The organism is Ruegeria sp. AF7 (assembly GCF_056541885.1).
The window spans coordinates 547,204-561,714 of record NZ_JBQFYX010000002.1 but is presented as its reverse complement, the minus strand read 5'-3'; the positions used below and the strand labels follow the sequence as shown (position 1 = coordinate 561,714).

Genomic DNA, 14,511 nt, shown 5'->3' with positions numbered 1-14,511 from the left:
ACTGCTATTGTTACGTATTGAGGCAACCGGAGAATAATTGCGCATGAAGCGAAACAGCCGTCTTTCCCTTGCCCTGCACACACTGAGCCACATGGCAGGTGAACCAAGCCGTGTACGCACCTCTGCAGACATCGCCGAGCACGCTGGAACAAACCCTGTTGTCGTTCGGCGGGTCCTTGGAAAACTGCGCGAAGCCGGGCTTTTGTCGTCCGAGAAGGGCCATGCAGGTGGCTGGCGGTTAGCCAAGGCAGCCGACAGTATCACGCTTGCGGACGTCTATTTGGCCCTCGACGAAAGGCTTGTCTCCGGGGCTGGAGGCGATGCAGAACCATCTGAATGCAGCGTCGAAACGGGCTTGCAGGCTCGCGTTGCGGAAGTTCTCGATGATATCGAAGCAAGCCTTGTGGATCGCTTACGCGAAACCACGATCACGGATGTTCATCCCAGCAGTTGTAGCTATTGCGCTAGCTGAAAACTAAAAGTTCCCGAGTTCAACTAGACTAAGTCTCAGACTCTTTCTGTTTGATGGGCAAGTCGGCGCTGCGATCAGTTTTTCTGGTTCCCGTGGTATATTTCAGCGACAACGTGGGGTTGTCGTTTTGGGCGGGCATGGCGGATCGGAGGATCAGTCATGGAAACACCAAACCTACCTGCCATTCGTGCACTTCGGCCAGCCTGGAACAAAGGGCGCATCGTCGGCCAGAAACGCCCGCTCAAGCCAAAACACGTCTGGGCGATCCGCGTCCGACTTGAACTGGCCGAAAACCATCGCGACCTTGCGCTGTTCAACATGGCGATCGATAGCAAGTTGAGAGGCTGTGATCTGGTGAAGATGAAAGTCGTCGACATCATGGCATCTGGTCAGATCAAAGAGCGGGCATCGGTCCTGCAAAGTAAAACCCAGAAGCCTGTTCGTTTCGAGATATCGGAAGGCACGCGTGCTTCGGTCGAGAAATGGATGGAAGACGAACTCATGGTCGGCTCAGAGTACCTGTGGCCTGGACGCTTCCATGAGCGTCTGCATATCTCCACCAGACAATACGCGCGAATTGTCAGAGACTGGGTGACATCGATCGGCCTAGAAGCGAGCGCGTATGGCACGCATTCGATGCGGCGCACCAAGGTCACCCAAATCTACAAGAAGACAGGAAACCTACGGGCCGTTCAGATCTTACTTGGTCATACGAAAATGGACAGCACGGTTCGGTATCTTGGTGTCGAACTGGAGGATGCCTTAGCTATCGCAGAAGCCATTGAAATCTAGCGACTTCGGGTCGCCTTCAAGGGCGGCCCATAAGAGACATTCATCGCAGTCACTGGTGCCGCAGTGCGGCTTCACCAGACCGGCCATTCGCTACGGACATAAATATCCTGAAACTGCCGAACTCACAGATTGCAGACAATGCAGCCGTTTGATCTACCGCTATTGGGCGGCTCGAAACATCGGAAACAGGGGTGGGGCTTGGTCGGCTTTGATTAGACCCATCTCTTGGAAACCATAGCGCTTATACAGCGATAGATTTGTAGGGTTTGTCGACTCTAAGTAAGCAGGTCTTCCATCTTCATCACAACGTTTGAGGCAGCATTCAAGCAACGCGGACCCCAATCCTTTTCCTTGGCGAATTGGATCGACCGCAATAAATGCTAAATGCCAGCAATCCTCATCGGGATGATAATTGTCCATCTGCCCGAAGGTTTCGAACAACGCATCATGCTTTTCTGGTGAGACCGTCTGCTCAAAACAGGCGACAAGCCGTTCTTCGTCAGGGTGAATGCTTGGCGGAAGCCAAAGTGCGCCAGCAGTGAAATCATCGTTCCGAAACGCGCTACCCTGTTCAAATGCACGCCCGCCAAAGAAATCCATTACTCGCGGGAAGTGGGTAAGGAAATCGGCAGGTTCAGGATACAGCCAACGCATGAACGGGTCCGCAGAAAATCCAAGAGCAAGTCCGCTTAACAAACTTTCTGCTTCACTTCGGGTTGATGATCTAAACATGAAATTACCTTTGGTCGTTACACCTCGATTTTCACGTTTCAGCATGTGGGCCGCAAATACTTGTTGTCAAATGCGCAATTTATTGTCCTGCTCAAGCAACGATGGATGGCTACGTCGAGCTCCCAGCAGGCCTCTGAGGCGACGCAGCATCCTGTAATATTGTTTCTCGTCAATGTCGGGTTGTCGTTGTGGGAGGGCATGGCGGATCGGAGGATCAGTCATGGAAACCCAAACATACCTGCCGTTCGCGCGCTTCGCCCAACCTGGAACAAAGGACGTATCGTCGGTCAGAAGCGGCCGCCAAAACCCAAGCATGTCTGGGCGACCCGAGTTCGACTTGAACTGGCCGAAAACCACCGCGATTTCGCGTTGTTCAACATGGCATGTCTTACGGGCGAGGGCATCGATGACGATTGACGGCCTGCACATCATCGAAAGCTTTTTCAGTTACTTTTAGATTGTCTCTCCCATAAAGTTCGTTGAAATCAGAGTTGGCGGTGATCGAATGAATGGCGCAGAATCGTTAGTCAAAACCTTTCTTCACAATGGTGTGGATACGGTTTTCGCCAATCCAGGCACGTCTGAAATGCACTTTGTTGCGGCTCTTGATAGACATCCCGAGATGAACTGTGTTCTGTGCCTGTTCGAAGGTGGAACGACGGGCGCCGCTGATGGCTATTACCGCATGAAACGGGACGTCGCCGGCACTCTGCTGCATCTTGCACCGGGGCTAGGCAACGCATTTGCCAATCTACACAACGCCCGAAAATCAGGGTCCGGGATCGTGAATGTGGTGGGAGATCACGCAACACATCACCTGCGCTATGAAAGCCCACTCAGAGGCGACATTATTGGCGTAAGTCAGGCCATAAGCCATTGGACACGAGTTTCTGATCAGGCCACAAGCGTCGCATCGGACGGGGCCGCAGCCATCCAGGCCGCCCGATCTCAAAACGGCCAGATCGCCACTCTTGTTCTTCCCGCCGATACTGCTTGGGATGCAGCGACTGGCCCTGCGACGAATAGCATTCTGGCCCAACCACTTCATCGCCCGTCCTTGGAAGGCATCGAGGCCGCAGCCATGCGTCTGAAGACTGCAAACGCGGCTTTGATGATAGGTGGTTCCGCGCTTTTTGGTCCACTTCGTGTACTGGCTGGAAAAATTTCCGTCAAAACCGGATGCCGCCTGTTGGCGGATACTCTAATCCCTCGAATTTCGAAGGGGGCCGGGGCTGCCAAATTGGATCAACTTGTGTATCCAATTGCACCCAAGATCGCTCAGCTTGAACAGACATCGTCAATCACTTTGATCGGCGCCGACCAACCCGTTGCCTTCTTTGCATACCCGGGCAAACCGAGCACACCCGAGCCCGCCGGTTGCACGGTTTCAAGCCTGTGTGCTCCGACGGATGATATTGCCTGGACTCTTCAAACACTGGCAGATGCGGTTGGTGTTTCGAGCAAGACTCAGCTGAACACATACGCTCTCGACCTGCCTCCAATCCCAACCGGAGATCTCACCCTAGCGAAAGTCGGCCAAGCGTTAGCGGCCCTCATTCCCGAGAATGCTATCGTTTGCAATGAATCCGTGACGTCCGGGTTTCACGTCATTCCTCCGACTGCAACCGCGCGACCACATGACTTGCTTGGGGGAACCGGTGGTGCGATAGGGCTTTGCCTACCGTGCGCAACCGGCGCAGCAATTGCATGTCCAGATAGAAAAGTAATTGCTCTAACAGGCGATGGATCAGCCATGTATACGTTGCAATCTTTGTGGACGATGGCACGCGAAAGCCTGGACGTTACGGTGATTGTTTTTGCAAACCGCGGCTATCAAATCCTTCGAGATGAGCTGGCAAATGTCGGTGTTGAGAGTTTTGGCAAGAATGCGGAGGCAATGTTTGATGTGGAAAACCCAACGCTTGATTGGGTTGCGCTCGCTAAAGGGCATGGGGTTCCCGGAATACGAATTGAAGACACCGATAGCTTTGCAAAAGCCCTTTCCGCGGGGCTATCACGTGACGGCCCTTCCTTGATCGAAGTCATGTGCCCGCCAGCATCTTGAACACAAATTCTTTTTGAAACGGGCGGCCCAAAGCCGCCTTTCGTTACCCAAAGCGAAGCTACATTTTGGCACTGAAAGCAGACTGTCACGAGCGCTCAAACAACATGCAAAAAAATGTCATTGGCGTGCCAGAAGAGAACTCATGACAATGTCCTCCACACAGCCAATTTTCGCGATGACCATAATTGCGAAATGATAGTTGGTCGCACCTTAAACGTCACCGATAATCCGGCAGGACGGAAACCGGCTTCACTTCACTACGCCGAAACACGCCAGGTGCGCCTGGCTCGCTCCATCGAAATAAAGTTATGTGCCAAAGACCCGGACGCCTTCGCGAAGGGTCAATCAACCCGATATGCCGATCTGTTCTGAGCCGATCAGCAGCGAGCCATGAAGACGGCTCTCCGCCCGCAGCTAAGAGTTTGCGCCAGGGCTGACTGGCGAGTGCATAGATATCCGCGGCTTCGGGGCTGCGCAGATCGAATAACGCACATCGTTCCACCTCGAAGGTCAGCACAACCCGCGGGCGATCATCCTTCCTAACGTCCTGACCAATAGCGACTTTTGCGCTTTCGACATCAGGGCTCAGATACAAAGCGTCCTGCCCCCGGCGATTGAACCGGGCGGGTGGGCGATCCGGTGCGCCGCGCATGAGGTGAACGTCTGGGTCATCGGCCCAAACAATCTTTACGAATTCTCCGGAAACTTCTGTCAGCATAACGGGTGGCACTGATCGTTTGCGCGTCGCGTTATAGGAAAGACGCAAGGCGGCAGTGGTTTTCCTAGAACAGAGAAGACGCATGATATCTTGATTGAAATCACCTACTCATGTTTCCTCGCACTGTGTTGCATTTCCAAAGGCCTCTCGCATGACGGCTCCAAAGATCGCCCTCCTTGGCGCAATTCTCGAGTCAAATCGCTTTGCACCCCCGGCTGATTTGTCAGACTTTAAGTCTCTGACATGGCTTTCAGGCGATGCTTTGATGTCTGAAGCCAGATCCGCGACACCAAAGCTGGCAATAGAATTTGCAGCTTTTGTCAGGGCAATGGATGCTACGGGCGACTGGACTCCGGTACCCTGTATCTTGGCAGCCAGCCACCCGGCGGGTCCAGTACGAAAAACCGTGATCGAAGAGATCATAGTGACTTCGGAAGACATGCTTCGCTCAGCTGGGCCTGTTGACGCAGTTTACATCTGCAATCACGGCGCGATGGTTGCCGAGCATGACCACGACCCCGATGGTTTGTTGATGTCGCGCATTCGGAGAGTTGTCGGACCGGACGTACCTATCGTTGCGACACTCGATCTGCATGCAAATATCTCACAGCGGATGGTCGATGCCTGTGACCTGATCGTCGGCTATCGGACCAATCCCCACGTCGATCAGATAGAACGTGGCGAGGAAGCCGCTTTTTCGCTGCGCCGGGTTTTGGCGTCAGGCGTCCGGCCCCAAACCGCGCATGTCAAGCTGCCTCTTGTTCCGGCATCCGTAACCCTACTAAGTGCCGAGCACCCGTATGGCACCCTGATTGACCACGGTCAGCGACGACAAGCCGAAGGTCGAGGTGACTTTCTAAACGTATCGATCTTCGGTAATTTCCTTTTCTCCGACACGCCCGACAACGGTCTGAGCATCGTTGTCACCGCGCGTGAGGACCAGAAAGCGGCCAATGCACTGGCGGAAGAACTGGCAGACATGGCCTGGTCATTGAGGAAGGATTTCGTTCGGAAACTGACAACCGTGACGGAATCGATCTCGATTTCCACCGACCAAGCGCGCGCGCCTGTGATTTTCTCCGATGCCGGTGACAATCCTGGCGGCGGCGGCAGTGGCAGGACCACGGAACTGTTAGCCGCTCTTCATGCGGCAAAGGTCGAAGAATGCCTGTTCGGTTCCTTTTGTGATCCGGAACTTGCGAACGAAGCCCATGGCATCGGTGTCGGCGGCAAATTCAGGGCACGATTCAACCGGTCTTCCGATTCCAGCGCTTTCTGGGCGCAATGGGATGTACCTTTTGAGGCGGATGCAGAGGTCTTGGGTCTCCATAATGGAGATGTGGTAGGTGAACTGGGCATGACAGCTGGTCGCAGATTGGTCCTGGGCCCATGCGCTGCGCTTCGTATTGGTGGTATCACCGTGGTGGTGATCACCGATCGCACACAGACTGCCGACCCCGTGTTCTTTCACATGTTCGGACTGGATATTGCGTCGGCCCGGACCGTTGTTGTGAAATCCCGAGGCCACTTTCGGGCCGGATTTTCCAAATGGTTTGGGGCAAATCAGGTATTTGAAGTCGACACGGGCGGGCTTACGTCGCCTGTTCACGACCGCTGGCCGTTTGCTAATTTGCCACGACCGAACTTTCCGATGGACTTCGATACCTCGCGGGCGGAGCAAATGTTGCGCTAGACGGGCTCTGAATACTTGTCATGTGGCGTCGTCAATTTGACAAACTGCATGAACTGGCGGGCAAGTTGCGACGGCGGTCGGCCTGATGGTAAAACGAAGCTGGTGTCATAGAAGATGGCGGCGTCAAATGGTCTGACGACAACGCCTTCCATCCCCGACGACAGTAACGGGAACGGGTTGATCAGCGTCACACCCAAACCCTCGCGGACAAGCTCCAAAGCGGCCATATTCGTTGCTGTTTCAGCGACTTGTTTTGGACGAATTCCAGCGCGCGCAAAGATCTTTTCGGTGATCGCTCGCGTCCCCAGCCTTCGCAGAAACTCGATCAGCGCGACGCCTTCAAGGTCGTGCGGCGTCACCACTCGTTTTTCCGACAGCGGATGGTTGCTCGGCATGGCGCAAACCACCTGACTGCGGCGCCAGGGCATTAGGTGAACACCCGTTCGTTGGATCATCGCACTCGTCAAGCCGAGATCATAGCGGAGGTCGAGAATGCCAGCGACAAGCACGTCCGTGGCCTGAATATCCAATTGAAGCTGCTTTCCCTCATTCTTCTTGAGAAAACTGGCCACCCTAGAGATGACAAAGTGATGCGCCAGAGTTGGCGGCACGATCAGGCGCAACGGCTCGTTATCCGGAGTAGCCCATTCTGCGCCCTCGATGTCCGCAAGCGTCTCGAAGATTGGGTCCAGTTTTTCGTTGAGACGCAATGCTTCGTCTGTTGGGTCAATACGTCCCGATCGGCGGAGAAAGAGCGATCGCCCAACACGGGCCTCGAGTTGGGACAAGGACCGGCTTACGGCAGACTGCGAAATCCCCATTCGCCGCGCGGCGCCGATGGTTGTACCAGTCGTGATTACGGCTCTCAGGGCCTCAAACTCGCGCAGTCTGTGTCGGTGTTCCGTCATGCTACGTTACTCCCCCAGTTTGAGCGGCTGAACATCCAAACTCTTGGATTGGTCTATGCAGAGTTGCATAGCATTGAGTATTGGCAATGTTTTTTGCGGTAGCTAGCCTTTTTTACAGGGCGCGGGATCGGCCAGGGATTCGCCTATTCACAAGCGCCAAATCAACAGGGAGTCTTTTTGATGAGGAAACTCACATCTGCGACAGCCGTCGCTGTCGGCATTTTGGCTTTCGGCGCCGGTGCTGTTTCGGCGGAAAAACTGACGATCGGCCTCGCTTCGGAGCCGACGTCACTCGATCCGCATTTTCATAATCTTGGTCCGAACAACGCCATGTCCGTGCACATCTTTGACCGGCTGATCGCGCAGGATGAGAAGCAGCGCCTATCGCCGGGTCTTGCCGTGTCCTGGGAGCCAATTGATGAATTGACTTGGGAGTTCAAGCTGCGTGAGGGCGTAAAGTTTCACGACGGAAGCGACTTCACGGCGGACGACGTCGTCTGCACCATGGCGCGCGCGCCGGACGTACCGAACTCTCCATCGGGATACGGCACCTATCTTAAGGGTAAGGAAGTCGTCAAGATCGATGACTACACGGTGCACTTCAAAACGGCCGCACCTTATCCGTTGATGGGCAACGACATTTCCACGATCCCTGTGATCTCAGAAGTGGGCTGCGAAGCAACGACGGAAGACTTCAACGCGGGTACGGCCGCCATCGGCACAGGGCCGTTCAAGTTCCAAAGTTACACGCCGGGTGAAAGCATCGTGCTGGTACGGAACGACGAATACTGGGGTGATGCACCGATCTGGTCCGAGGTGGAATTCCGCCCAATCACGTCCGGTCCGAGCCGTGTTGCATCGCTTCTTGCCGGTGACGTCGACATGATATCGGGCGTTCCGACGACCGATATCACAACACTTAAGGGCAACGATGGTATCCAGCTGAGCCAGGGCGTGTCCAACCGAGTGATCTATCTTCACATGGACCAATTCCGTGAGGATTCACCCTTTGTGAAGGCCAACGGTGGTGGCGATATAAAGAACCCGCTCATGGACGTCCGAGTCCGGAAGGCGATCAGCATGGCGATCAATCGCGACGCGATCGTTGAGCGTGTCATGGAGGGGGTTGCGCTGCCCGCTGGCCAGCTTCTGCCCGAGGGATTCTTTGGCGTGTCCGACAATCTGGACGTGGTGGCTTATGACCCGGACGGTGCTAAAGCACTTCTGGCTGAAGCCGGTTATCCCGATGGATTTGAAATGACAATCCATGGGCCAAATGACCGCTACATCAACGACGCCAAAATTGCCGAGGCAATTGCGCAAATGTTGACCCGTGTGGGCATCAAGACAGCAGTCGAAACAATGCCGCGTTCGGTATACTTTGGACGCGCGTCCAAAGGCAGCCCGGAGGGTCTGCCGGAGTTCAGCTTTATCCTCGTCGGATGGGGCGCGGGGTCCGGCGAAGCGTCCTCGCCTCTCAAATCGCTGATCCACACCCATGACAAGGATGCGGGCTTTGGATCATCGAACCGTGGCCGGCACTCGGATGCTGAAACCGACGCGTTGATCGAAGAAGCCCTGCGAACAGTCGATGACGCAAAGCGGCAGGAACTACTCGCCGCGGCGACAGAGCGCGCGATCGAGAATGTGGCGATCATTCCGACTCACTTCCAGGTCAACACCTGGGCGGCCAAAAAAGGTCTGAGCTACATCCCTCGGACCGACGAGTACACTCTCGCGACAGGCGTCGTGAAAGAGTAATCGCAATGCATCCGGGCCGCCTTCGCAGCGGCCCGGAGCCTTTGCCCAGGGAATGTCCTCATGACCGTTTTTGTCATTCGCCGATTGCAGCAAGCAATGCTTGTTGTCTTCCTGATGTCGGTGATTGTCTTTTTCGGCGTCAATATCGTTGGTGACCCGGTCTACATGCTGGTCAGCCCCGACGCGGATCAGGCTGACATCGAAGCTGCAATTCGACGGCTTGGATTGGATCGGCCTATTTGGGAACAGTACTGGTTGTTCCTCAAAGGTGCTGCACAGGGTGACCTCGGCGACAGTTTCGTCTTCGGTGAGCCCGCGCTCAAACTGATCCTGCACCATATGCCTGCCACGATGGAACTGGCCTTCAGTGCACTCTTTCTTGCTATCGTGATCGGTATTCCATTGGGTCTTTATGCCGGGCTCTATCCCGACAGCCCGCTGTCCAAGGGCATTATGGCTGGCTCAATCCTTGGGTTTTCGCTGCCGACCTTCTGGGTCGGGCTTATGCTCATCATGCTGTTTGCCGTAGAACTTAGATGGCTCCCAGCGACAGGGCGCGGCGATATCGGCTCGTTTCTTGGGATTCACAGCAGCCTTTTTACGCTCGATGGGTTGAGCCACATCTTCCTGCCTGCTCTCAACCTAGCGCTTCTTAAGATTTCACTGGCAATCCGCCTTACCCGAGCGGGTGTCCGGGAAGCGATGGGACAGGATTACGTGAAGTATGCCCGGGCCAAAGGGCTTTCGACCCGACGCATCATTCTGGTGCATGTAATGAAAAACATCATGATCCCGGTAGTGACCGTCATGGGCCTCGAATTCGGTAGTTTGATCGGGTTCTCGGTGGTGACTGAATCAATCTTCGCGTGGCCGGGAATGGGCAAACTGCTGATCGACGCAATACTGCAATTGGATCGGCCTGTCGTCGTCGCCTATCTGATGATCATCGTACTGTTCTTCGTGCTGATCAATCTGATCGTCGACATACTCTACTCGATCCTCGATCCGAGGGTTCGTTTGCAGGATCAGGGCGCATGACCGACACCGTCACAGATCATTCTCTGACCCCCGCCAAGTCCCCTAAAGTCGAGACGCCGTTCCAGCGATTTCGGGCCGAGTTCTTCGAAAGCAGGATCGCAACAGCGGCGCTCGGCATATTCCTGATCATCGTTCTGCTGGCCATCCTGGCACCCTGGATCACGCCGCAGAACCCCTACGATCTTGGCCAGGTCAGCGTCATGGATGGGCGCTTGCCTCCAGGTTCCGAAGCATTCGACGGATACACGATGTGGCTCGGTTCGGACGGGTCTGGACGCGATCTCTACTCGGCAATTCTCTATGGCTTGCGTATTTCTCTGACCGTTGGGCTTGCATCTGGGGTGATTGCCCTTCTGATCGGTATGGCGATCGGTCTGGTCGCGGCCTACGCCGGAGGCCGGACCGAAGCGTTCATCATGCGCATCGTGGATCTTCAACTGTCGTTCCCGGCATCGCTTGTTGCGCTGATGATGGTTGCGGCACTTGGTAAGGGTGTCGACAAGATCATCCTCGCCCTCGTGATCGCGCAATGGGCTTATTACGCCCGCACGGTTCGCGCGACCGCGCTTGTCGAGCGTGGCAAGGAATATGTCGAAGCCGCGCAATGCCTTGGAATATCGCGACCCCGGATCGTCTTTCGCCATATCCTTCCGAATTGCATGGCGCCTCTGATCGTCGTTGGCACGGTGCAAACCGCCAGCGCAATCTCATTGGAAGCGACGCTTTCGTTTCTTGGCGTAGGCCTTCCACAGACTGAACCGTCGATTGGGGTGCTGATCGCAAATGGCTTCGAGTACATGCTGTCCGGGCGCTACTGGATATCCGTTTTCCCCGGCATCGCGCTCTTGCTGACGGTCGTGTCCATCAACCTTGTGGGCGACCATTTGCGCGATGTTTTGAACCCGAGGTTGAAGAAATGACGGCAGTACTCGAAGTCAGCGGGCTAAAGACCCACTTCTTCACGCACGCGGGTGTGGTCAAGGCCGTAGATGGTGTGGATTTCACCGTCTCCAAGGGCGAGGTAATGGGTCTGGTGGGTGAGTCCGGGTCGGGCAAGTCGATCACCGGGTTTTCCATCCTTGGGCTGATCGATCCTCCCGGGCGCATCGTCGATGGGTCAATCCGTTTTAATGGTGACGAGATCGCGAACGCACCGGAAGAGCGACTCAAGACCTTGCGTGGCAACCGAATCTCGATGATCTTTCAGGATCCGATGATGACTCTCAACCCGGTCCTGCGCGTCGATACGCAGATGATCGAGGCCATTCTCGCCCATGAAAACGTAAGCCGCCAAACCGCCTGGGAAAGAAGCCGTGATGCGCTTGGTTTGGTTGGCATCCCATCGCCGGAAGAGCGATTGCAAGCCTATCCGCATCAGCTTTCCGGTGGGATGCGGCAGCGCGTGGCGATTGCGACAGCCTTCTTGAACCAGCCGGACCTCATTATTGCCGACGAGCCGACGACAGCGCTCGACGTGACAATTCAGGCGCAGATCATCCACGAGGCACAGAAGCTGACGAAACGCACGGGAACCGCGATGATCTGGATCACGCATGACCTTGCCGTTGTGGCAGGGCTCGCGGACCGGATTTCGGTGATGTACGCAGGACGGATCGTTGAGCAAGGCAGTATCGACGATGTTATCGACCGTCCGTTGCATCCCTATACGGTCGGGCTTCTCGGATCGGTTCCGACGGCGAACCGGCGCGGGCAGCGTTTGTTCCAGATCGAAGGGATGACGCCAAACATGCTCGCCCTGCCTGAAGGATGCGCCTTTGGACCGCGTTGTCAGGCCCGAACGGCAGCGTGTTCCAAGCGCCCCCCGATTAAGGACGTGGATGGCCGCAGCCTTCGCTGTTTCAATCCGCAACGCACCAAGGAGACGACGCTTTGAGTGAGCCGCTCGTTGAAATCCGAGGCGTTTCGAAGCGCTTCACCAAACGTTTGGACGTCGCGGGGAAAATCGCACAGCGACTTGGCGCAAACATCCGGGAAGAAACGGTCCATGCTGTCGATAACGTGAACCTGTCGATTCAAAAGGGTGAGGTTCTGGGATTGGTCGGCGAATCCGGCTGCGGCAAGTCCACTTTGGGACGTGTTGTTGCCGGCATTCACCCTGCAAGTGACGGACAGATGTTCTACGGAGGCAAAGATGTTGCGACGTTGAACGGCACCGACAAACGCGCGGCGACCCTCGCAATTCAGATGATCTTCCAGGACCCCTTTGCCAGCCTAAATCCGCGAATGCGCGTCGAAGATATCATCGGCGAAGCACCGCGTATGCATGGGATCGTCCGCAAGGCAGAGAGTGCGGAATACGTGGACGACGTGATGCGCAAGGTCGGCCTCGACCCGTCGCTCAAGCGGCGTTACGCGCATCAGTTTTCCGGCGGTCAGAGGCAACGGATTGGAATTGCACGTGCGCTCGCCGTGAAGCCGAAGTTCCTTGTCTGCGACGAAGCCATCGCTGCGCTGGACGTGTCGATCCAGGCGCAGGTTATCAACTTGTTCATGGATCTGCGCGAAGAGCTGGGCCTGACCTATCTGTTCATCAGCCATGACCTGAGCGTCGTCGAACACATCGCCGACCGCGTGGCGATCATGTATCTGGGCCGCATTGTCGAGAGCGCATCGACTGAGGAAATTTTTTCGGACCCACGCCATCCCTACACGAAAGCGCTGCTTGCAGAGGCTCCGCGCCTTGATCAGCGCCGGCGTGAGTTTGCCCCGATTGAGGGGGAAATTCCGTCGCCGCTCGATCCGCCATCTGGATGTACCTTCCACCCGCGTTGCCCGGTGGCGACCGCTGAGTGCCGCACCACTGTTCCTGAACTGAAAGCGGGGCGCGGCGGGCGCGAAACGGCTTGCCTGCTGGAACACGCCGAAACCGTTTGAACGAGAAGCTGGAGAGCCCCTTGAAAAACGCCGATCCGATCTGGGACCACGTCGACCGCCATCGTGATGATTTTATCGCCTTGTCAGATCGAGTCTTTGACACGCCCGAGACGCTTTATGCCGAGTACAAGTCCGTCGCCGAACATGTGCAGATGTTACGCGCTCAGGGCTTCAAGATAACAGAGAACGCAGCTGGCATTCCTACGGCCGTGATTGGCGAAGCAGGAGACGAGGGTCCGGTGATTGCCATCCTCGGCGAGTTCGATGCGCTGCCATATCTGAGCCAGGCGCCAGGTGTGGCTGAACATCAGCCGCTTGAAGAGGGCGGCAACGGGCATGGGTGTGGTCACAATCTTTTAGGGGCCGCCGCACTCTTGGCCGCGACGGCGGTGAAAGACTGGCTGGCCGAAAACGGCATCAAGGGCCGTGTGCGATACTATGGCTGCCCCGCTGAAGAAGGGGGCGCGGCCAAGACATACATGGTGCGCGAAGGACTGTTCGATGATGTCGACGCAGCCATCTCGTGGCATCCAGCGACCTTCACAGGCGTGAATGAGGCCAGATCGCTCGCGAACACCCGGATCGATTTCACTTTTCATGGAAAAGCTGCCCATGCGGCGGGTGCACCGGAATTGGGTAGGTCGGCGCTTGATGCGGTTGAACTGATGAACATCGGTGTAAATTACCTGCGCGAGCACATGCCCGACAGCGCCCGGGTTCACTACGCCTATCTCGATGCAGGTGGTGTTGCGCCGAACGTGGTGCAGGCCAAGGCCACAGTGCGCCAACTCGTCCGCGCCAGCTCGCTACCGGACCTCGCCGATTTGGTTACGCGCGTCCGAAAGATTGCGGACGGCGCGGCGCTGATGACAGGAACGCAAGTTACCAGCCAGGTCTTTTCCGGCGTTTCAAACCTGCTTGGCAACCGTCCTTTGGAAGAAACCATGCAGCACGAGCTAGAGAAACTTGGACCCGTCGCCTTTGACGAGGCAGATCTCAGTTTTGCCCGCGACATTCAGACCACATTAACCGCCGCTGACATCAATACGACCTTCAAGCGGATCGGTGCTAAGCCCAAAAAAAATCTCGCACTCTGCGACTTCATCGCACCTCTTGATCGCCACAGCGATGGCGGCGAAGGCTCGACAGATGTTGGCGACGTGAGTTGGGCAGTCCCAACCGTTCAGGCACGAGTTGCCACCTGTGCTATAGGAACGCCGTTTCATACGTGGCAAACAGTGGCACAAGGCAAGGCGCCCGCGGCTCACAAAGGCATGGTCTACGCGGCAAAAGCAATGGCCGCGACAGCTTGTCGACTGGTTGAGGATCCCTCGCGCATCGAAGCTGCATGCGCGACGCATCAAGACCATCTGGGCCAAACACCTTACACATGTCCGATCCCGGACGACGTGCGTCCACCTGTCTGAGGCAAAACAA

Annotated in this window: 13 protein-coding genes and 1 pseudogene; 11 read left to right on the top strand and 3 right to left on the bottom strand. The window is 56.0% G+C overall.

The window, feature by feature from the left end; translation table 11 throughout:
• The first annotated feature begins 43 nt into the window (after nucleotides 1–43).
• The gene (locus ACR0AP_RS08200) at nucleotides 44–472 is read left to right on the top strand and encodes an Rrf2 family transcriptional regulator (RefSeq protein ID WP_480506347.1); all 429 of its coding nucleotides are present in this window, start codon (nucleotides 44–46) and stop codon (nucleotides 470–472) included.
• 159 nt (nucleotides 473–631) lie between these two features.
• Nucleotides 632–1,264, top strand: coding sequence for a tyrosine-type recombinase/integrase (locus tag ACR0AP_RS08195; RefSeq protein ID WP_480506346.1), 633 nt, complete (start codon nucleotides 632–634; stop codon nucleotides 1,262–1,264).
• Between the two features lie 159 nt (nucleotides 1,265–1,423).
• On the opposite strand, the gene ACR0AP_RS08190 is transcribed toward ACR0AP_RS08195, so the two are convergent.
• A complete protein-coding gene (locus ACR0AP_RS08190; protein ID WP_480473296.1) occupies nucleotides 1,424–2,041 on the bottom strand; it encodes a GNAT family N-acetyltransferase in 618 nt (205 codons plus the stop codon).
• Nucleotides 2,042–2,194: 153 nt separating this feature from the next.
• Between ACR0AP_RS08190 and ACR0AP_RS08185 the strand changes: the two are divergent.
• Nucleotides 2,195–2,380, top strand: a pseudogene (locus ACR0AP_RS08185) (hypothetical protein); the annotation flags it as partial.
• A gap of 121 nt (nucleotides 2,381–2,501) precedes the next feature.
• Nucleotides 2,502–4,061 (top strand): acetolactate synthase large subunit, encoded by a 1,560-nt coding sequence (locus ACR0AP_RS08180; RefSeq protein ID WP_480473298.1) that lies wholly within the window; start codon nucleotides 2,502–2,504, stop codon nucleotides 4,059–4,061.
• Between the two features lie 217 nt (nucleotides 4,062–4,278).
• Here ACR0AP_RS08180 and ACR0AP_RS08175 read toward each other — a convergent pair whose 3' ends face one another.
• Nucleotides 4,279–4,779, bottom strand: coding sequence for an RES family NAD+ phosphorylase (locus ACR0AP_RS08175; protein ID WP_480473300.1), 501 nt, complete (start codon nucleotides 4,777–4,779; stop codon nucleotides 4,279–4,281).
• Between the two features lie 151 nt (nucleotides 4,780–4,930).
• Here ACR0AP_RS08175 and ACR0AP_RS08170 point away from each other — a divergent pair, with 151 nt between their 5' ends.
• On the top strand, nucleotides 4,931–6,472 hold the full coding sequence (locus tag ACR0AP_RS08170; protein ID WP_480506345.1) for a M81 family metallopeptidase: 1,542 nt from the start codon (nucleotides 4,931–4,933) through the stop codon (nucleotides 6,470–6,472).
• Here the strand turns inward: ACR0AP_RS08170 and ACR0AP_RS08165 are convergent.
• Nucleotides 6,469–7,380, bottom strand: coding sequence for a LysR family transcriptional regulator (locus ACR0AP_RS08165; RefSeq protein WP_480506344.1), 912 nt, complete (start codon nucleotides 7,378–7,380; stop codon nucleotides 6,469–6,471). The genes ACR0AP_RS08170 and ACR0AP_RS08165 overlap by 4 nt on opposite strands.
• A gap of 180 nt (nucleotides 7,381–7,560) precedes the next feature.
• Here ACR0AP_RS08165 and ACR0AP_RS08160 point away from each other — a divergent pair, with 180 nt between their 5' ends.
• From ACR0AP_RS08160 to ACR0AP_RS08135, 6 genes are read left to right on the top strand one after another with little or no spacing between them, the layout of a single operon-like run.
• Nucleotides 7,561–9,141: an ABC transporter substrate-binding protein gene (locus tag ACR0AP_RS08160; protein WP_480506343.1), complete on the top strand. Its 1,581-nt coding sequence runs from the start codon at nucleotides 7,561–7,563 to the stop codon at nucleotides 9,139–9,141.
• Between the two features lie 60 nt (nucleotides 9,142–9,201).
• A complete protein-coding gene (locus ACR0AP_RS08155; protein ID WP_480473304.1) occupies nucleotides 9,202–10,179 on the top strand; it encodes an ABC transporter permease in 978 nt (325 codons plus the stop codon).
• Complete coding sequence (locus tag ACR0AP_RS08150) at nucleotides 10,176–11,099, top strand: ABC transporter permease (RefSeq protein WP_480472946.1); 924 nt, start codon at nucleotides 10,176–10,178, stop codon at nucleotides 11,097–11,099. The genes ACR0AP_RS08155 and ACR0AP_RS08150 overlap by 4 nt, the downstream gene beginning before the upstream one ends.
• Nucleotides 11,096–12,073: an ABC transporter ATP-binding protein gene (locus ACR0AP_RS08145; protein WP_480472948.1), complete on the top strand. Its 978-nt coding sequence runs from the start codon at nucleotides 11,096–11,098 to the stop codon at nucleotides 12,071–12,073. Before ACR0AP_RS08150 ends, ACR0AP_RS08145 begins: the two co-directional genes overlap by 4 nt.
• The gene (locus ACR0AP_RS08140; protein ID WP_480473306.1) at nucleotides 12,070–13,074 is read left to right on the top strand and encodes an ABC transporter ATP-binding protein; all 1,005 of its coding nucleotides are present in this window, start codon (nucleotides 12,070–12,072) and stop codon (nucleotides 13,072–13,074) included. The genes ACR0AP_RS08145 and ACR0AP_RS08140 overlap by 4 nt, the downstream gene beginning before the upstream one ends.
• A gap of 20 nt (nucleotides 13,075–13,094) precedes the next feature.
• Nucleotides 13,095–14,501 carry an amidohydrolase gene (locus ACR0AP_RS08135; RefSeq protein ID WP_480472950.1) on the top strand — a complete coding sequence of 469 codons (1,407 nt, stop codon included), beginning with the start codon at nucleotides 13,095–13,097 and terminating at the stop codon, nucleotides 14,499–14,501.
• The last annotated feature ends 10 nt before the right edge of the window (nucleotides 14,502–14,511 follow it).

Excerpts from the sequence above, each read along its gene's own strand:
- ACR0AP_RS08200 (WP_480506347.1), top strand. The coding sequence starts at position 44 with ATGAAGCGAAACAGCCGTCTTTCCCTTGCCCTGCACACACTGAGCCAC.
- ACR0AP_RS08195 (WP_480506346.1), top strand. The coding sequence starts at position 632 with ATGGAAACACCAAACCTACCTGCCATTCGTGCACTTCGGCCAGCCTGG.
- ACR0AP_RS08190 (WP_480473296.1), bottom strand. The coding sequence starts at position 2,041 with ATGCTGAAACGTGAAAATCGAGGTGTAACGACCAAAGGTAATTTCATG.
- ACR0AP_RS08180 (WP_480473298.1), top strand. The coding sequence starts at position 2,502 with ATGAATGGCGCAGAATCGTTAGTCAAAACCTTTCTTCACAATGGTGTG.
- ACR0AP_RS08175 (WP_480473300.1), bottom strand. The coding sequence starts at position 4,779 with ATGCTGACAGAAGTTTCCGGAGAATTCGTAAAGATTGTTTGGGCCGAT.
- ACR0AP_RS08170 (WP_480506345.1), top strand. The coding sequence starts at position 4,931 with ATGACGGCTCCAAAGATCGCCCTCCTTGGCGCAATTCTCGAGTCAAAT.
- ACR0AP_RS08165 (WP_480506344.1), bottom strand. The coding sequence starts at position 7,380 with ATGACGGAACACCGACACAGACTGCGCGAGTTTGAGGCCCTGAGAGCC.
- ACR0AP_RS08160 (WP_480506343.1), top strand. The coding sequence starts at position 7,561 with ATGAGGAAACTCACATCTGCGACAGCCGTCGCTGTCGGCATTTTGGCT.
- ACR0AP_RS08155 (WP_480473304.1), top strand. The coding sequence starts at position 9,202 with ATGACCGTTTTTGTCATTCGCCGATTGCAGCAAGCAATGCTTGTTGTC.
- ACR0AP_RS08150 (WP_480472946.1), top strand. The coding sequence starts at position 10,176 with ATGACCGACACCGTCACAGATCATTCTCTGACCCCCGCCAAGTCCCCT.
- ACR0AP_RS08145 (WP_480472948.1), top strand. The coding sequence starts at position 11,096 with ATGACGGCAGTACTCGAAGTCAGCGGGCTAAAGACCCACTTCTTCACG.